We start from the raw sequence: 17,046 nt of genomic DNA on the forward strand, positions 1-17,046 counted from the left end.
GAAGAACCTGGCCCATAGCGCATCCCTTGATTCGGAGGACAAGGATGCCCCATCAAAGCCTGGGATCAAACATCTAGACACCGCGATCTCCCCCGGAAAAAAAGGCTCCCGGCCGACATTGCGGCGGGAGCCTGACTGGAGTGCTGGAGGGCGCTCGCAAAAATCAAAAAACGTTCGGCGTATCGGCCAGCGGAGCGGCATTGGCGATCATGCGGACCGGCCGTGCCTTGCCCGACTGGGCGGCGATGACGCGCAGGCAATCCAGGCTCTCGGCACCCCAGGCCTGCCCTTTGCAGGCAAAATCGATCTCCGGCATCGGCAGGCGTGCCGTCTTGGTGGTGGTTGTCGCGCCATCGATGAGGTTGGCCGGCGGGTTCAGTGAGGCGAAGGCCGGGCCGACGGTCGGCGTTAACGTCATGCCGGCAAATGCGGCAGCCGCCAGCAGCGCGAACATCGCCATTGGGTGATCACTGGCGTGCTGGCGCAGCGCCAGCTTCGGGCGCCGGTGGTTGCGCTGCGGGCCTTGCAGGCGATGGTCGTTGTCAGTGATCTGGGTTTTCGTAGGCATCGTTGTTTCCTTCGGTGTTCTTCTTTTCCCTGTTGAAACGAACTTAACCGCACCCTGTAACGGGCCGACGATGGGCAATTAACTAATGTGTAACCGGCATGAAACCAGGCCCCGCGGCCATTCCTGGCAAACGGTCAGCCGATGGTACCTGGGTGTATAGGATGCTGTCCGAAGCCTTTGGGAGGCTTTACCTCCGACCGTCGCAAGAGGTTCAGGCCCAAATGGCGACGGGAATGCCGAAACGATCGGCGAGCGGCGGATCCGGAAACGGCATTGCCTCGCCTCTGATGATGCGTCCGGCAACCAGCATCATCGCCGCGGCATCGAGGAAGTCGTCGGCGGCCGCGCCGCGCGGCAGCGTCTGGTCGAGAAAATCCTGGCTATAACCATGCCGGGCAAGCAGCGCCTTGCGTTCTGCCATGCCGGCCGGATTGATGTTGCCCCTGATCTTCTTCGGCAGGCGCATCGCCCGGTCGCCGTTCAGTTTGCAGAAGGCAACTTCCGGATGCGATTCGAACACGCGGCTGCGCAGTTCGGGGCGCGCGATCAGCAGCGAATCGATCTCGCGGATCTTGGCGAAGATGCCGAACGCCTGGATCGAGACGCCGCGCGGCGGATCTGATTTCGTCTTGGCCACCTCACTTGCCTTACGATGTGCGGCGTACCAGGCGTCGACCGTGGTGAAGGCTTCGATGTCCGCGTAGAGCGCGGCGCGGGAGGGGATGGCAAAGACACTGGACTGCCGGGCTCCGAGCAGTGGCCGCACCAGCGCCTCCGGGCCGCGACCGCCTCTTTGGGAGAAATCGGGCAGGCCGATTGGCATATCGACCGCTACCATTGCATCGGCGGGCAGTTGGTCGAGCAACGCCGCAAAGCTTGGGAAAACAGTTGTCGACGGTGCCGCACCGGGATCGCGGCGGACGGCAATCCAGCCGGCCTTGCAACCGTCGACGCCGACAAGGGTAACATCTGCGGGCGCAACATCGTCGGGCGCAAGATCCTTGAGCGCATCCTGGGGCACGGCGTCTTCGGCCTGCCTCACGCCCGGCGGTCCCGTTCCGGATGCAGGAGATGGCGAAGCTGCACCATTGCCATCGGGTGCGACAGGCTCTGGGCATCGGTCTCGAGCTGCAATTCGTCGCCGCCGCGCTTGGCGGTGCGCGCCAGGATCTCGTAGACCGCCGCCGTGGTCGATTGCAGCGCCTTGGCGGCCGGCTGGCCGGACAGGATCCGCGCCAGGTAGACGGCCGCCGTCAGGTCGCCGAGCCCATTCGGCGGCTTGTCGATGAGCCGGTGTTCGGCAAGCAGCGCCTCTCTGCCGGTGAGTAGCAAATTGCCGGTGCCGCCGGCCATCATCGCCGGAGCCGAAGTGACCAGCATGGCCGGTGGGCCGGCTTGCAGGGCTGCAGCCATTGCCGATTTCAGGTCGGGCAGCGGCGTTCCGGCCATCCATTCCAGCTCGTAGCGGTTGGGCGTGGCGATATCGGCGATTGGTATCAGCCGGTCGCGCATGGCGATAGCGGTCGGCTCAGGTACGTAGAGCCCGCCCGAATCGCCCATCACCGGGTCGCAGACATAGAGGGCTTCCGGCGTCTTCGCCTTGACCGCGCCGACCAGCGAAGCGACGGCTTCGGCCTGGCCAGCCTCGCCGAGATAGCCGGACAGCACGGCGCCGACCTCGCCCAGCCACGGCGCGCGCTCAAGGTCGGCCATCAGCGCCTTGAACTGATCCAGCGGCGGCACGATGCGGGTGGCCCGGCCATGCCCCGGATGCCAGGGCAGAATGACGGTCGGCACCGCCCAAACCGGAAAGCCGAGCGTCTCCAGCGCAAAGACGGCGGCACGGTTGCCGACCGAGCCACGTGCGACATGGCTGGAGACGACGATGACCGCGCGCGGCGCGTCGGTTTTTTCGGCACCCATTGATTTTTCCTAACTGCCCCTGGTGACGACAAGCACGAGCCAGATCAACAGGCCGATGGCAATAAGCAAGCCCGCTGCCCGACCGATGCGGGTGCCCCAATATTCGATTGGGTCCGACCGGTCGGCATCGGCCGCGGTGACGTGGTCGCGTGCGCCTCTGGCGTTTCGCGCGAGGAACGAGGTGCGGTCCGGGTCGGTCTCGCGCGCCACCCGTTCGATGATGCGGCGCGATTCCGCGTCGCTGTCGTGGCGTTTCGCCATGGTGATGTCCCGTTTTATGCCGAGCTTAACCCGTTCGCCTCGTCTGTCACAGGGCCCGACGGCGAATGGTAGAAAACCAGTAGCACTTCTCGGCCGCAGTCATTTTCTTACGCAAGGATTGTGCTAATGCTTCGCCTGCCAATGCTATGGAGGGGACCTTATCATGCTTGCCCAGCGCCTTTCTTCGCCGCCAATCTCCCGTAATTTAGCTGCGTTCCTGGTCATGGCCGTCATGCTGCCGCTGCTTGCAGGCTGCGGTTACAACACCATCCCGACGGCTGAGGAAAATGCCAAGGCAGCATGGAGCGAGGTGTTGAATCAATACCAGCGCCGCGCCGATCTCATCCCCAATCTGGTCAACACGGTCAAGGGCTACGCCGCGCACGAGAAGGATACGCTCGACGCTGTGGTCGAAGCGCGCGCCAAGGCGACGCAGGTGACCGTGACGCCGGAAACATTGAACAATCCGGAAGCCTTCAAGAAATTCCAGGACAGCCAGGCCGGCTTGACCAGCGCGCTGTCGCGCCTGCTGGCGGTGGTGGAGAACTATCCCGATCTCAAGGCCAACCAGAACTTTCTGGCGCTGCAGGCACAACTCGAAGGCACCGAGAACCGCATCTCGGTCGCCCGCCGCGACTATATCCAGGCGGTGAGAGAGTACAATCTGACGCTGAGGACCTTCCCGTCGGTGATCTGGGCGACCTTGTGGTTCCGCGGCAACCAGCCGTTTGCGAATTTCACCATCGAGGAGGATAAGATGCAGCCGCCGAAGGTCGATTTCGGCACCAATACCACGCAGGGCGGGTAAACGATTAGCTTAGCGGGTCTGGTCCCGTTGGCCTTTCGTTCCGTCACACCCCCCTCTGTCCTGCCGGACATCTCCCCCGCAAGGGGGGAGATCGACAGCTTTGCTTCTTTCGCCAATTTTCCGCGTTGCAGAAGGCCTGTCGCTGGCGATGAAAGCCAATCTCCCCCCTTGCGGGGGAGATGTCCGGCAGGACAGAGGGGGGTGGGAAGAAACGCCGGCCTGATTTTTTTTGGCTTCGTTCTCACCTTTCTCCTCCTCGTCCCGCTCACCACCCTTGCCGCCGAGTTGCCTGTTCTGACCGGACGGGTCGTCGACAATGCCGGCATCATCGATGCCGCGACCAAAGCGGCGCTGACGCGGAAGCTTGCCGACTTCGAGACCAAGGGTTCCGACCAGATCGTCGTCGCCACGATCCCCAGCCTCGATGGCGAGGAGATCGAGCCTTACGCCAACCGGCTGTTCCGCGCCTGGAAACTGGGCCAGGCGAAGGAGAACAACGGCGTGCTTTTGCTGGTGGCGCCGAACGACCGCAAGATGCGCATCGAGGTCGGCTATGGGCTGGAAGGCACGCTGACCGACCTGCACACCAAGCTGATCATCGAAAACGACATGGTGCCGGCATTCCGTGCCGGCGATTTCTCCGGCGGCATCAGCAAGGCCGTCGACGACATGATCATGGTGCTGGAAGGTAATCCCGAAGAGCTGGAGGCGCGCGGCGAACGCAACCTGCAGCCGCCGTTCAACAGCGACGATCTGTTCTTCACTGTCTTCATGGCCGTCTGGATGACCATACTCGTCGGCAGTCTCGCCGCCTCAATTCTGCCGCCGATCTTCGGCCGGAAGATCGGTCCCGGCCGCTATCGCTGGCTGGGCATGACCTTCAAGCCGAGCCGGCGGTCGTCCAGCGGCTGGTCGGGAGGTTCCGGCGGGGGATGGTCGTCGGGTTCAAGCGGTGGCGGGTTTTCCGGCGGCGGCGGTTCGTCCGGCGGCGGCGGCTCTTCGGGAAGCTGGTGACGAGATGACAAGACACGCCATCAGCCCGGCGGAATCCGGCCGTTTCATAAAGGTGATCGGCACCGCGCTTATGGCCATTGCGGTGCTGCTGGTCGGCTTCGCGACCTTCGCCGCCGAGCTGCCTGTTCTGACCGGACGGGTCGTCGACAATGCCGGCATCATCGATGCCGCGACCAAAGCGGCGCTGACGCGGAAGCTTGCCGACTTCGAGACCAAGGGTTCCGACCAGATCGTCGTCGCCACGATCCCCAGCCTCGATGGCGAGGAGATCGAGCCTTACGCCAACCGGCTGTTCCGCGCCTGGAAACTGGGCCAGGCGAAGGAGAACAACGGCGTGCTTTTGCTGGTGGCGCCGAACGACCGCAAGATGCGCATCGAGGTCGGCTATGGGCTGGAAGGCACGCTGACCGACCTGCACACCAAGCTGATCATCGAAAACGACATGGTGCCGGCATTCCGTGCCGGCGATTTCTCCGGCGGCATCAGCAAGGCCGTCGACGACATGATCATGGTGCTGGAAGGTAATCCCGAAGAGCTGGAGGCGCGCGGCAAGCGCAATCCGGCGAATGACAATCCTGTCGATCCCATCTTCATGCTGTTCATGGTCCTGTGGGCGACGATGTTGTTCGGCGGCTTGGCAATGGCGTTCCTACCGCCGATCTTCGGCACGAAACTGTCGCCGGGCGTGTACAAGTGGCTTGGCATGACGTTCCGCTACGGCCGTGGGCCAGGCTCGTCATCCTCCGGTGGCGGTGGCTGGACGTCGGGGACCTCGTCCGGCAGTGGCTGGTCGTCTGGAAGTTCCGGCAGCGGTTGGTCGTCCGGAAGTTCCGGCGGCGGGTTTTCAGGCGGCGGCGGTTCGTCCGGCGGCGGCGGTTCTTCAGGAAGCTGGTGAGACATCAATGATGGCAACACGACCGATCAGCCCCGAGGATCATGAGCGCATCGCCGATGCGATCCGCGCTGCCGAATCAAAGACCGACGGCGAGATCTACTGCGTCGTGGCGTATGCCAGCGACGGCTACTTCTTTCCGGCCGCTTTCATGGCGATGCTCGGCATGCTCTTCGTCAGCCTTGGCGTCGGTTACGGGCTGGAAGCCTGGTGGCTGTCGATCCGCTTGCCGCATTTCGTCATTGCCGAGCTGCTGGCGCTTGCCAGTGTACTCATCCTGTTGTGGGTATTGCCCGCATTGCGCATCCATTTGGTGCCGAGGCGGCTGCGCTATCAGGCCGCCCACGCCAATGCGATGAAGCAGTTCCTCGCCCGCAACGTCCACCGCACCACGGCGCGAACCGGCGTGCTGGTGTTCGTCTCGATTGCCGAGCGCTATGCCGAGGTGGTCGCCGACAGCGGCATCGATTCTCGTGTCGGCCAGCATGTCTGGGACGGTGTCGTCCGCGACCTTACGGCGCATGCCGGCGACGATCGGCTTGCCGAGGGCTTCGTCAAGGCGATCGAAGCGGTCGGCGCCGTACTGGCCGAGCATTTTCCGGTCTCGACCGGCGACAGCAACGAACTGGACGACCATCTGGTCGAGATTTGATCTCGCTAAAAGCAGTTTGCAGCGTCTCAAGGATGCACCGTCCGCTGTGTGAAAGCATCGTGGCGGCTGACCGGACTCTTGCAATCGGGCGCGGCGGGTTTATGGTTAACCAATCATGAATACGCTGAGCATCGACATCAGGAAAGCCGAACCGCGCGATGCAGCGGCCATCGCCGACGTGCATCTCGAGGCCTGGCGCGGCGCCTATTGCGGCATCATCCCGCACCGCACGCTGACATCGATGATCAACCGCCGCGGCGCCGACTGGTGGGCGAATGCCATTCGCCGCGCCGCCACCGTCCTGGTCGTCGAAATCGGCGGCAAAATTGCCGGCTATGCGACGATCGGCAAGAACCGCGCCCGCGAACTCAGGCAGCAGGGCGAGATCTATGAACTTTACCTGCGGCCGGAGTATCAAGGCATCGGGCTCGGCAGCCGGCTGTTCTCGGCCGCGCGGGCACGGCTGGCCGACCATGGCCTGAAAGGCATGGTGGTGTGGGCGCTGGAAGACAATCAGAACGCACTTGCCTTCTATGCCGGCGCCGGCGGCCGCGATGTTGCCGAGGGCGTCGAGATTTTCGAGCAGAAAGCGTTGAAGAAGGTCGCTTTCGTCTGGGAATGACGGTCAGCGCGTGAGCCGACCGGTTTCGGTTCGGGCGATCCCCGTACCATTCGCCGCATTGCACCATTCGCCCTCGCCCGCTATCGATCTCCAATCGAGAGAGGGATAAAGCGAATGCGTATTGAAGCGATTGCCAGCGGAAAGAACCCGCCCGAGGACGTCAACGTCATTATCGAGGTGCCGATCGGCGGCGAGCCGATCAAGTACGAGATGGACAAGGAGGCCGGCACGCTGTTCGTCGACCGCTTCCTGCACACTTCGATGCGCTATCCCGGCAATTACGGTTTCGTACCGCATACGCTGTCGGGCGACGGCGACCCGATCGACGTGCTGGTTTGCAACACACGCGCGCTGGTGCCGGGCTGCGTCATCAATGTGCGGCCGATCGGCGTGCTGGTGATGGAGGACAATGCCGGCCAGGACGAGAAGGTCATCGCGGTGCCTTCACCCAAGCTGACCTTGCGCTACGAGGACGTCCACGAATACACGCAGCTGCCCGACATTACCCGCCAGCAAGTGCAGCATTTTTTCGAGCACTACAAGGATCTCGAACCCGGCAAATGGGTCAAGATCGAAGGCTGGTACGATGCTGCCTATGCTAAAAGGATGATCGTCGAGGCAATCGAGCGCGCCAAGCGCAAGTAATTAACGGGCGCAAATAGTCAGTTGTCGACGCGGCCGAAAGCGGGCGCGTCGCCGATCACCACGCGTTTGTCCTTGCCGCAAGCGAAGGTGCGTGCCTTCTCGTCGGCAAGCTTGCGCGCCTGATCGTTGGCGGCGGGATTGCCGGTGGCGAGCACAAGGCCGATCGTGCAGCCTTCGTGGCTGTGGGGCTGGGCAACCTTGGCGACGAGCAGCACCTCCGTCGCCTTGTTCTCGCCCTCGGTATCGCTGATCGAGCGACGATGGATGACGGCGAAGGGAATGGCAGTTTTGCCGTTGGTTTCGATACGCCAGTCGACTTTGGATCCAGCCGAATTGAGGCCGGAAAAGCTTTCCCAGACCGTGGTCATATCGCCAGGTGGAAAGCCGTAGAACAGCGATTCCCGCGCGTCGTCATAGGAAACCATCACCGGGTAGCCGCCATAGCCCGAACAGGCGAGATCGGCCCAGTCGCCGTCGCCTTCTTCCGCCTGGGCATAGGTGACGCAGTCCTTCTCCCAAACGAGATCGGTATAAACGCTGGATATCTCGCCAGCCCGGGCTGCCTGGCAGAAACCGGCGAGGACAAGCAGGATCAAAAGAGCGCGCATGGTCGACAGCTTCGTTCGGGCTGCCGCAGCGTACCGTCAAATCCATCAGCAGCCTAGACGAACTCAGGCCGCTCACTATGATCTGGTAAACGGATCGCTATCTCTTCAAGCTTGCCTCGATCAAAAGGTCGGCGTTGCGGGCCACCGACTGCGCCGGTCCGCCGACACCGAACAGCTGGCCGCTAATATAGGCGCCCTCGATCAGCAGCAGCAGCCCGTCGCCCAGCGTGTCGGCGTCGCCGGCGCGCATCGCAGTCGCCATGGCGCGCAAGCGGCGGCGCAATTCCTGCTTGTTGGCTTCGCTCACGACGCGGGCCGGATGGCCAGCTTCGGGATATTCGACCGCGGCATTGGTCATGCCGCAGCCGCGATAGTCGGGCTTTTGCGTGCGCTTGCCGACGCGAGTCAGGAAAGCGACGATCTGCGCGCGCGGATCGCCGGGATGGGCATCAACTGCCTCGTCGAAACGCCCCCAGAATTCGAGGTCATAGTGCCGGAGGTAGGATGCGGCGAGCTCATCCTTGGACGGAAAGCTGCGGTAGAGGCTGGGCTTGGTGACGCCGGCACGCCGTACGATCTCGTCGACGCCGATCGCCCTGATGCCTTGCCGGTAGAACAGGTCGCGCGCCACCTGGAGAATCCGTTCGGCGGCGCGCGGCGGCGGTGCGTCATTCGCCTTGATCGTTGGTTCAATGCTTTTCATGCCTGGTCTGCCGATTAGCTGGTTGACAATGTTACCGGTCGGTACGTATGTTTCGCACTCCTGCAACGTACCGGTCAGTAACATGATAGCTCAATCCCGCCCGTTTGGCCAGTGCTACGCTTTCGTCGTGGTCGCCGTCATCTTCCTTTGCCTGCTGATCGCAGCGGGCCTGCGTTCGGCCCCGGCAGTCATGATGCTGCCGCTGGAGAACAGTTTCGGCTGGCGGCGCGACGTCGTCTCGCTGGCGGCGGCCACCGGCATCTTCCTCTATGGCCTGACCGGGCCGTTTGCCGCGGCGCTGATGGAGCGGATCGGGTTGCGCCGCACGTTGCTTGCCGCGCTGCTTTTGATGTCCGGATCGACCGCGCTCAGCCTGTTAATGACCAAGCCATGGCATCTGCTCCTCACCTGGGGCGTGTTTTCCGGCATCAGCTCGGGCGCCGTCGCCACCGTGCTCGGCGCAACCATCGTCAACCGCTGGTTCAAGACCAATCGCGGCCTGGTGATGGGGCTTATGTCGGCGTCTAGCGCCACCGGTCTGCTGGTCTTCCTACCGCTGCTCGCCTCGCTCGCCCAGTCGGGCGGCTGGAAGCCGGTCGCCATTGCCATTGCCGTGGCCACGGCCGCCTTGGTGCCGCTGGTTTATGTGCTGGTGCCGGAGCGCCCGGCCGCGATTGGCATGGTGCGTTATGGTGCCGAGGCCGACGACGTGCCGCCGGCGCCGCCGGCCGCGCAAGGCAATTTCCTCACCCAGACGCTAAGCACGTTGCGCCGCGCCGCCGGTACGCGTGTGTTCTGGTACCTGTTCGCCACCTTCTTTGTTTGCGGCTTCACCACCAACGGCTTGGTCGGCACGCACCTGATCGCCTTTTGCGGCGACATGGGCATCGGCGAAGTGCAGGCCGCAGGCCTGCTGTCGATGATGGGTATCTTCGATCTTATCGGCACGACACTGTCGGGCTGGCTCACCGACCGTTTCGACCCGCGCAAGCTGCTCGGCGTCTATTACGGTATTCGCGGCCTGTCGCTGATCTATTTGCCCTATTCCGGCTTCTCGGCGACCAGCCTGATCATCTTTGCCGTGTTTTACGGACTCGACTGGATTGCCACCGTGCCGCCGACGCTCAGACTCTCTAACGAGGCGTTCGGCGACCGCAGCGGGCCGATCGTCTTCGGCTGGATTGTCGCCGGCCATCAGGTCGGCGCCGCGACGGCGGCCTTTTTCGGCGGCACCATGCGCGAGCTGCAAGGCAATTACGAGCTTGCCTTCCTGATCGCCGGCATGACGGCAATAGCCGCCGCCTGCGTCTCGCTGCTGATCAACACCAGCCGCCCGGCGTTTGAGCCGGAACCGCAAGCGGCTTGAGCTGCAACGGCTGAGCGCTAATCTTCCCTCTTGAGGGGAAATGGCCGCAAAGCGATCAGAGGGGTCGGTCCGACCGGGCTCGGCCCCTTATCGCAGACGCAGGAGGTCGGCGCTCCATGCGAGACGACCCCCTCTGTCGCCTTCGGCGACATCTCTCCCTCAAGGAGGGAGAGTCGCCAGCCTGTTCACTGTTATCAAACCTTCATCGTTTCGAAATGTGCCTGAAACATTGAAGCTGGAGCTTGGCGGCGACCTTCAACGCCATCCAGGAGACAGCCATGAACAAGATTTCGATGACGCGGCGCGCTTTCGTCACATCGGCCAGTGCCGTCGGCCTGGTCGGCGCCTCGGGTCTCGCCCTTCCCTATTACTCGCGCGCCAATCAGCGTCCGGCCTTCACCCATGGCATCCAGTCCGGCGACGTCGACGCGACCAGCGGCATGGTCTGGACGCGCACGGACCGGCCGTCGCGCGTCATGTTCGAAGTGTCGTCGAAGGAAAGCTTCGCCAATGCCGTCCGCCTGGCGCCGCTCGATACCTCGCCGGCCAGCGACTATACGGTGAAGCGGCTGCTCACTGATCTCGCGTCCGACCAGGACATTTTCTACCGCATGGTCGCGGCCGATCTTGCCGACATCAACGCCGTTTCCGAGCCGATCGTCGGCCGCTTCCGCACGGCACCTGCCTCGAAGCGCGACATTCGTTTCGCCTGGTCGGGTGACACCGCCGGCCAAGGCTGGGGCATCGACGACACCGGCATGAAGACGTACGCCACCATTGCCGAGCACACGCCCGACTTCTTCCTGCATTCGGGCGATACGGTCTATGCCGATGGCGCGATGAAGGACGAGGTCGACCTGCCCGGTGGCGGCAAATGGAAAAACACGCTGCTGATCGACGAAAAGCGCAAGGTTGCCGAGACGCTGGACGAGTACCGCGGCCAGTGGAAGTACAATTTGATGGACAGGAATGTGCTGGGGCTCAACGCCATCTGCCCCACCTTCTATCAGTGGGACGACCATGAGGTGCTGAACAATTGGTCGGATTCGAAGGATCTGACCGCCGACGATCGCTACACTGAAAAATCGATCCATGTGCTGGCGGCACGTGCGGCGCGTGCGTTCCACGAAATGACGACGATCCGTTACGAGCCGTCAGAGCCCGGCCGCGTCTACCGCAAGATCGCCTATGGTCCGCTGCTCGACGTGTTCTTCCTCGACATGCGTTCCTACCGCGGCCCCAACGGTCCGGACATGCAGGAGACGATGACGCCGCAATCACGCATCCTCGGTGAACAGCAGATCAAGTGGTTGAAGCGTGAACTGGCGAATTCGAACGCAACCTGGAAAATCATTGCCGCCGACATGCCGCTCGGCCTCGTCGTCTGGAACGACGGCACCAAGAAGGTAGGGGCCGAGGCGGTCAGCAATGGCGACAATGGCCCGGCCAAGGGGCGTGAGCTGGAAATTGCCGACCTTCTTCGCTATATAAAGAACGTGGGTATCAGCAACACCGTCTGGCTCACCGCAGACGTGCATTACACAGCCGCGCATTACTACAATCCGGGCAAGGCGCAATTCCAGGACTTCAACCCGTTTTGGGAATTCGTTTCGGGTCCGATCCATTCCGGCTCGTTCGGGCCTAATGGTTTCGACATGACATTCGGCCCGGAGCTGAAGTTCATAAAGGCACCGACTGCCGAACAGGGTCAAAACCTGCCGCCGTCGGCCGGCCTGCAGTTCTTCGGGCTCGTCGACATCGATGGCGCCACCGAGCAGTTGACGGTGCGGCTGATGGATCGCGACGACAGCGAACTTTACAAGGTCACGCTCGATCCGGTGCGGTCGGCGTGAGCGACTGCGCCACTACCCTCGGGCCAGCCCGAGGGTAGGACGTGCATCAATCGGGATAGCAGACGACGGGAATGTTGGGCCAGACGGCGCTGTCGCATCCGGCATTTTGCTGCCGCTGCTTGAAGGCGGCGCTGACCGGCCCGGTCACCACCGGGTCGACGCCGTCGGGAGCATCCGCAAAAAGCTGCTCCGCCGACCGCTTGTCGGACGGCAAAGCAGTCCGCGTCTCCTTGAACGACGCCGCCGACTGCGCCGCGCCTGCCGCGAGGAGGACGGCGAGTGCGCTACATGCCAAAATCGGCCGGAGTTTGATGCCTATCTCGATCATGAAATTCGAACTGTCGGGACCATGAAAGGTTCCGCCTTGGTTAATAATTCCACTTCACACCAAGACATTTAAGATTTGGTGACTTTATTTGGTGGCTCGCCTCCTCTTTCGCAATTGCGAAAAACCCTGTATGAGCCGCCCAACCGAAAGAGGCAGCGCCTTTTGGCCTGCTGCCTGCAACGCTCCCGAGACCAAAACATGAAAATCCGCAATATCGCGATCATCGCGCACGTCGACCATGGAAAAACCACCCTCGTCGATCAGCTCCTGAAACAGTCCGGCTCGTTCCGCGACAACCAGCGCGTCGCCGAGCGCGCCATGGATTCGAACGATCTCGAAAAGGAACGCGGCATTACCATCCTGGCCAAGGCGACCTCGGTCGACTGGAAGGACACCCGCATCAACATCGTCGATACGCCCGGCCACGCCGACTTCGGCGGTGAGGTCGAGCGCATCCTGTCGATGGTGGATTCGGCCATCGTGCTGGTCGACGCCGCCGAGGGGCCTATGCCGCAGACCAAATTCGTGGTGGGCAAGGCGCTCAAGGTTGGACTGAAGCCGATCGTCGTCATCAACAAGATCGACCGGCCGGATGCCCGCCATGTCGAAGTGGTCAACGAGGTGTTCGACCTTTTTGCAGCACTTGACGCCACCGACGAGCAACTCGACTTTCCTATCCTTTACGGTTCAGGCCGCGACGGCTGGGTCTCGGAAAACCCCGAAGGCCCAAAGGACCAGGCTCTGGCGCCGCTGTTCGACCTCGTCATCAAGCACGTGCCGGCGCCGACCGTTCATCCCGGCCCGTTCCGCATGATCGGCACCATTCTGGAAGCCAATCCGTTCCTCGGCCGCATCATCACCGGCCGTATCGAATCCGGCACGCTGAAATCCAACCAGGCGGTCAAGGTGCTGCACCATGACGGCACCCAGGTCGAAACCGGCCGCATCTCGAAGATCCTCGCTTTCCGCGGGCTCGAGCGCCAGCCGATCGACGAAGCGCAGGCGGGCGACATCGTCGCCATCGCCGGCTTGTCGAAAGGCACTGTCGCCGACACGTTCTGCGACCTGTCGGTGACCGAGCCGCTGCACGCGCAGCCGATCGATCCGCCGACGGTGACGATGTCGTTCCTGGTCAACGATTCACCGCTGGCCGGCACCGAGGGGGACAAGGTGACCAGCCGCGTCATCCGCGACCGCCTGCTGCGCGAGGCCGAAGGCAATGTTGCGCTGAAGATCGAGGAATCGCCGGACAAGGATTCGTTCTTCGTCTCCGGCCGCGGCGAATTGCAGCTGGCCGTGCTGATCGAGACGATGCGCCGCGAAGGTTTTGAGATTGCCGTGTCGCGGCCGCGCGTCGTCATGCAGAAGGGCGAGAACGGCGAATTGCTGGAGCCGGTCGAGGAAGTCGTCATCGACGTCGACGAGGAGCATGCCGGCGTCGTCGTGCAAAAGATGTCGGAGCGCAAGGCCGAAATGGTCGAGCTGCGCCCGTCGGGCGGCAATCGCCAGCGCATCGTCTTCCACGCGCCGACGCGCGGCCTGATAGGCTACCAGTCGGAGCTGTTGACCGACACGCGCGGCACCGCCGTGATGAACCGGCTGTTCCACGCCTATGAACCTTACAAGGGTGAGCTGCCGGGCCGCACCAACGGCGTGCTGATCTCCAACGAACAGGGTGAATCGGTGGCTTACGCCATGTGGAACCTGGAAGACCGCGGCCCGATGGTCATCGACCCCGGCGTCAAGGTCTATCAGGGCATGATCATCGGCATCCATTCCAGGGACAACGACCTCGAAGTCAACGTGCTCAAGGGCAAGAAGCTGACCAACATCCGCGCCGCCGGCAAGGACGAGGCGGTGAAGCTGACGCCGCCGATCCGCATGACGCTGGAACGCGCGCTGGCCTGGATCCAGGACGACGAGCTGGTCGAAGTGACGCCGAAGACCATCCGCCTGCGCAAGCTCTATCTCGACCCGAACGAGCGCAAGCGTTTTGAGAAGTCGGCGAAAGTGGTCGGCGCGGCATAAGCCACTTATCTCAGCAATTATGAGGGAGGGAGCACGTGCGTGCTTCCTCCCTTTATCTTATCCGCCGGCAGCCGCGATAATGCCGTCCCGGTCTGGTTCGCCAGACAGGTGGATGCGGATCGCCGTTTCCGCCCGGGCTGGCCTGCGCAAGGCTTTGGCCCCGTCCGGACCAACCACCAGCAATCGCTTCTCTTCCCAAACCTGTAGCCGCGAGCGCGGGACACCGAGTTCGCTGGCCAGCAACCGGTCGAGCCGCGAGGCTGTCGGCATTTCGAGGCCGAGCTGAAGTTCGAGAGTGCTGATGTTTTCCGGCCTGTCCCCGAGCACCTGCTTATGAACGATGGCTTCGGGAAACTCCTCGACGCGCCCGATCCTGCTTCGTAATGCGACGACATCGAAAGCATGGCGCCGCGCCAGGACCGGATCGTTGCTTTCGAGCGCCTGCAATATTGCCGGTTCGATATCGCGGCGGCTGCAGCGCTCCAGAATGCCGAAATTCCAGGAATTGTCGCAGTCGATGCAGCGGTAGATCAACCAGGCGTCAATGCGCTTGCCATTGGCGTTGACGCGGAATTTGCCGCTGCAGCGATAGGCTTTCAGGCCGCCGCAGCGATTGCAGTTGAGGTGAGGTCGAGGTGCGGTTTTGGGCGCGATCGCCCAGCGGATACGCAGTATCGAAGGCATGCCGAAAAGCCCTTCCCGTCGGGAAGTTCGTCAGATCGGCGATGTCGAGAACCCTTGCGGGCACGGCGTGGCGAGAGACTGCGGCAGTTGAAATCAGATGTCGCGGGTGGTTATGCGCGACAGCGGTTCAGCAGTGCCAAACCGGTCTCGAACCGCCACCCTGAGGAACACGTGATGTGAAAACAGGCACCGCGACTGCGACGCCCTGCTCTGTGTTGGGGGAGTTGACGAGACCGGCGGTTACGTAGGCAAAGTGAAGCTCGGAAAGGATTTCGGGACGACATCTCTAGCGGTGAGGTGCCTGGCCGACAAGCCTTCTTTCCGTAGACGCTACCGTCGCCGGAACAGTTGGGTTATGCTGAACGACCCAAACATTTCAAACGAGATCCGCGTCATGCATTTCACGTCGCTGCTGATTTTTGCCGGCGCCCTGCTTGTTGCCGCCGGCTCGCCCGGCCCATCGATTGCCGCTCTTGTCGCGCGGGTCATCGCAAAGGGCTTCCGCGATGTGTTTCCGTTCCTGCTTGCCATGTGGATCGGCGAAGCGATCTGGCTGTCTCTGGCGGTGTTTGGCCTGGCCGTGGTGGCGCAGACGTTCCACTTCGCCTTTGTCGTCGTGAAGTGGGTTGGCGTCGCCTATCTCGGCTGGCTTGCCTGGAAGATGTGGACGGCACCGGTCGAGGCCAAGGAAGGCACGCTGCCGCGCGAAGATTCGCCCGTCAGACTGTTCTTTGCCGGCATGGCGGTGACGCTCGGCAACCCCAAGATCATGATGTTCTATCTGGCGCTGCTGCCGACCATCATCGATCTCGGTTCAGTCAGCGTGATCGGCTGGGTCGAGCTGACGGCGACCATGGCCGTGGTCTTAGTCGCCATCGATTTGACCTGGGTGCTCGCTGCATCGCAGGCGCGCAAGCTCTTGAGGAGCAAGCGGGCGATGAAGATCGCCAACCGCATCAGCGCCGGCACCATGGCCGGCGCTGCGGCGGCGATCGCGGCGCGGTCTTGAGCCGGCGCGTCAACCCATTTCGATTATCGGCGCAATCTCGACGCTGAAACCCGGGTCCGTCAGGATAGGACAATCCTTGGCTTTGCCGACGGCATCGTCGATGTCTTTCGCTTCGATGATGGTGTAACCGGCGGTCGGATTGCTGCCGCCATTGTTCTCGACCTTGCCGCCGGGCAGCAGGGTCTTCGACATGCCGACTGGATTGCCACCGTCGACCACGGCTGAGCCAAGCTTGCCGTACCAGCCGTTCCAGGCATCCATCGCTGCCTTCCGTTCGGCCTCCTCGGTCGGCATCTTGCCCGAGCCGTGATAGACGTAGAGAAATTTCGCCATGTTCTCCTCCTTTGATCGGCGGCATCGAACCGGCATGCGGTCATGCCGCATGCCGATCATCGGACCAAACCGGCAAACAAGCAACGAGAATGCGACGTAGCTAATATATACGACCGCGGTGCCCTATCGCGCCATCGCGTGATATTCATCGTTCGGCCGCATATCGATCGCCGATGCCAGCCGGTTCGACATGTTGAAGAACGCCGCAGTCGAGGCGATGTCCCAGATGTCGCGGTCGGAAAAGCCCACTTGCCGCAGCGCCGCCCGGTCGGCTGCGACGATCTTTGCCGGCCGTTCGGTCAGCTTGACCGCGAATTCGAGCATCGCGCGCTGCCTGTCGGACAGCTTGGCGGCGCGAAAATTCATCACCATCATCTCGCCGAAAGCCGGGTCGCCGGAAAGCTGGCGCACCGCCGCGCCATGTGCAACCAGGCAATAATAGCAATGGTTGACCGATGAGACGACCACCGCGATCATCTCTCGCTCCAGCTTCGACAGGCCGGATTCACCCAGCATCAAATCATTGTACATGTCGGTGAAAGCGCGCAGCTTCTTCTCGTCGAAGGCGTAGGCCAAAAGCACGTTCGGAACGAGGCCGAGCTTCTCCTCGCATTTGGCGAAATAAGCCTTTGTCGCTTCGCTCAATTCTGCATGCGCGAGGTCAAGCGCCGTAATTTTGCCGGTCATGGGGGGTCCTCCTCGTTCGTCGGTGGGTTGCCGCCGAATTCCGATAATTCTCGGCAAGCCGT

General features: G+C 62.5%; 20 protein-coding genes. 10 read left to right on the forward strand and 10 right to left on the reverse strand.

Features of this window, described 5'->3' with window-relative positions; all coding sequences use genetic code 11:
• Nucleotides 1-163: 163 nt before the first annotated feature.
• The 4 genes from AC0L2P_RS19025 to AC0L2P_RS19040 form a co-directional block, all read right to left on the reverse strand.
• Nucleotides 164-568: a hypothetical protein gene (locus tag AC0L2P_RS19025; RefSeq protein ID WP_473502947.1), complete on the reverse strand. Its 405-nt coding sequence runs from the start codon at nucleotides 566-568 to the stop codon at nucleotides 164-166.
• 211 nt (nucleotides 569-779) lie between these two features.
• On the reverse strand, nucleotides 780-1,589 hold the full coding sequence (locus tag AC0L2P_RS19030) for a DUF429 domain-containing protein (RefSeq protein WP_473503186.1): 810 nt from the start codon (nucleotides 1,587-1,589) through the stop codon (nucleotides 780-782).
• A gap of 17 nt (nucleotides 1,590-1,606) precedes the next feature.
• Nucleotides 1,607-2,491 carry a pyridoxal kinase PdxY gene (gene pdxY, locus AC0L2P_RS19035; RefSeq protein ID WP_473502949.1) on the reverse strand — a complete coding sequence of 295 codons (885 nt, stop codon included), beginning with the start codon at nucleotides 2,489-2,491 and terminating at the stop codon, nucleotides 1,607-1,609.
• Nucleotides 2,492-2,500: 9 nt separating this feature from the next.
• The gene (locus tag AC0L2P_RS19040) at nucleotides 2,501-2,752 is read right to left on the reverse strand and encodes a hypothetical protein (protein ID WP_473502951.1); all 252 of its coding nucleotides are present in this window, start codon (nucleotides 2,750-2,752) and stop codon (nucleotides 2,501-2,503) included.
• A gap of 163 nt (nucleotides 2,753-2,915) precedes the next feature.
• Here AC0L2P_RS19040 and AC0L2P_RS19045 point away from each other — a divergent pair, with 163 nt between their 5' ends.
• The 6 genes from AC0L2P_RS19045 to ppa all read left to right on the forward strand — a co-directional run bounded on the left by AC0L2P_RS19045 (nucleotide 2,916) and on the right by ppa (nucleotide 7,385).
• Entirely contained in the window at nucleotides 2,916-3,560 is a 645-nt protein-coding gene (locus AC0L2P_RS19045; RefSeq protein ID WP_473502953.1) for a LemA family protein, read from the forward strand.
• Between the two features lie 201 nt (nucleotides 3,561-3,761).
• The gene (locus tag AC0L2P_RS19050; RefSeq protein WP_473502955.1) at nucleotides 3,762-4,574 is read left to right on the forward strand and encodes a TPM domain-containing protein; all 813 of its coding nucleotides are present in this window, start codon (nucleotides 3,762-3,764) and stop codon (nucleotides 4,572-4,574) included.
• Between the two features lie 4 nt (nucleotides 4,575-4,578).
• Entirely contained in the window at nucleotides 4,579-5,469 is an 891-nt protein-coding gene (locus AC0L2P_RS19055; RefSeq protein ID WP_473502957.1) for a TPM domain-containing protein, read from the forward strand.
• Nucleotides 5,470-5,479: 10 nt separating this feature from the next.
• Nucleotides 5,480-6,118 carry a TPM domain-containing protein gene (locus tag AC0L2P_RS19060; RefSeq protein WP_473503188.1) on the forward strand — a complete coding sequence of 213 codons (639 nt, stop codon included), beginning with the start codon at nucleotides 5,480-5,482 and terminating at the stop codon, nucleotides 6,116-6,118.
• A gap of 115 nt (nucleotides 6,119-6,233) precedes the next feature.
• Complete coding sequence (locus AC0L2P_RS19065; protein ID WP_473502959.1) at nucleotides 6,234-6,740, forward strand: GNAT family N-acetyltransferase; 507 nt, start codon at nucleotides 6,234-6,236, stop codon at nucleotides 6,738-6,740.
• A gap of 114 nt (nucleotides 6,741-6,854) precedes the next feature.
• On the forward strand, nucleotides 6,855-7,385 hold the full coding sequence (gene ppa / locus AC0L2P_RS19070) for an inorganic diphosphatase (protein WP_473502961.1): 531 nt from the start codon (nucleotides 6,855-6,857) through the stop codon (nucleotides 7,383-7,385).
• Nucleotides 7,386-7,402: 17 nt separating this feature from the next.
• Here ppa and AC0L2P_RS19075 read toward each other — a convergent pair whose 3' ends face one another.
• Both AC0L2P_RS19075 and AC0L2P_RS19080 read right to left on the reverse strand, forming a co-directional pair.
• Nucleotides 7,403-7,993, reverse strand: coding sequence for a hypothetical protein (locus AC0L2P_RS19075; RefSeq protein WP_473502963.1), 591 nt, complete (start codon nucleotides 7,991-7,993; stop codon nucleotides 7,403-7,405).
• 97 nt (nucleotides 7,994-8,090) lie between these two features.
• Nucleotides 8,091-8,696 carry a TetR/AcrR family transcriptional regulator gene (locus AC0L2P_RS19080; RefSeq protein WP_473502965.1) on the reverse strand — a complete coding sequence of 202 codons (606 nt, stop codon included), beginning with the start codon at nucleotides 8,694-8,696 and terminating at the stop codon, nucleotides 8,091-8,093.
• Between the two features lie 82 nt (nucleotides 8,697-8,778).
• Between AC0L2P_RS19080 and AC0L2P_RS19085 the strand changes: the two genes are divergently transcribed.
• Both AC0L2P_RS19085 and AC0L2P_RS19090 read left to right on the forward strand, forming a co-directional pair.
• Nucleotides 8,779-10,062 carry an MFS transporter gene (locus tag AC0L2P_RS19085; RefSeq protein WP_473502967.1) on the forward strand — a complete coding sequence of 428 codons (1,284 nt, stop codon included), beginning with the start codon at nucleotides 8,779-8,781 and terminating at the stop codon, nucleotides 10,060-10,062.
• Between the two features lie 278 nt (nucleotides 10,063-10,340).
• Complete coding sequence (locus tag AC0L2P_RS19090; RefSeq protein ID WP_473502969.1) at nucleotides 10,341-11,915, forward strand: alkaline phosphatase D family protein; 1,575 nt, start codon at nucleotides 10,341-10,343, stop codon at nucleotides 11,913-11,915.
• 46 nt (nucleotides 11,916-11,961) lie between these two features.
• Here AC0L2P_RS19090 and AC0L2P_RS19095 read toward each other — a convergent pair whose 3' ends face one another.
• Complete coding sequence (locus AC0L2P_RS19095; RefSeq protein ID WP_473502970.1) at nucleotides 11,962-12,243, reverse strand: hypothetical protein; 282 nt, start codon at nucleotides 12,241-12,243, stop codon at nucleotides 11,962-11,964.
• Nucleotides 12,244-12,441: 198 nt separating this feature from the next.
• Between AC0L2P_RS19095 and typA the strand changes: the two genes are divergently transcribed.
• Nucleotides 12,442-14,271 carry a translational GTPase TypA gene (gene typA / locus AC0L2P_RS19100; RefSeq protein WP_352465599.1) on the forward strand — a complete coding sequence of 610 codons (1,830 nt, stop codon included), beginning with the start codon at nucleotides 12,442-12,444 and terminating at the stop codon, nucleotides 14,269-14,271.
• A 57-nt stretch (nucleotides 14,272-14,328) separates the two neighbouring features.
• On the opposite strand, the gene AC0L2P_RS19105 is transcribed toward typA, so the two are convergent.
• On the reverse strand, nucleotides 14,329-14,955 hold the full coding sequence (locus tag AC0L2P_RS19105) for a DUF1062 domain-containing protein (protein WP_473502972.1): 627 nt from the start codon (nucleotides 14,953-14,955) through the stop codon (nucleotides 14,329-14,331).
• A gap of 394 nt (nucleotides 14,956-15,349) precedes the next feature.
• Between AC0L2P_RS19105 and AC0L2P_RS19110 the strand changes: the two genes are divergently transcribed.
• A complete protein-coding gene (locus tag AC0L2P_RS19110; RefSeq protein WP_473503190.1) occupies nucleotides 15,350-15,964 on the forward strand; it encodes a LysE family translocator in 615 nt (204 codons plus the stop codon).
• 9 nt (nucleotides 15,965-15,973) lie between these two features.
• Here the strand turns inward: AC0L2P_RS19110 and AC0L2P_RS19115 are convergent, their stop codons facing one another.
• Both AC0L2P_RS19115 and AC0L2P_RS19120 read right to left on the reverse strand, forming a co-directional pair.
• Nucleotides 15,974-16,297 carry a YciI family protein gene (locus AC0L2P_RS19115; protein WP_023678126.1) on the reverse strand — a complete coding sequence of 108 codons (324 nt, stop codon included), beginning with the start codon at nucleotides 16,295-16,297 and terminating at the stop codon, nucleotides 15,974-15,976.
• 123 nt (nucleotides 16,298-16,420) lie between these two features.
• Complete coding sequence (locus tag AC0L2P_RS19120) at nucleotides 16,421-16,984, reverse strand: peroxidase-related enzyme (protein ID WP_473502974.1); 564 nt, start codon at nucleotides 16,982-16,984, stop codon at nucleotides 16,421-16,423.
• Between the last annotated feature and the right edge of the window lie 62 nt (nucleotides 16,985-17,046).

It is taken from the genome of Mesorhizobium sp. WSM4836 (assembly GCF_055811815.1).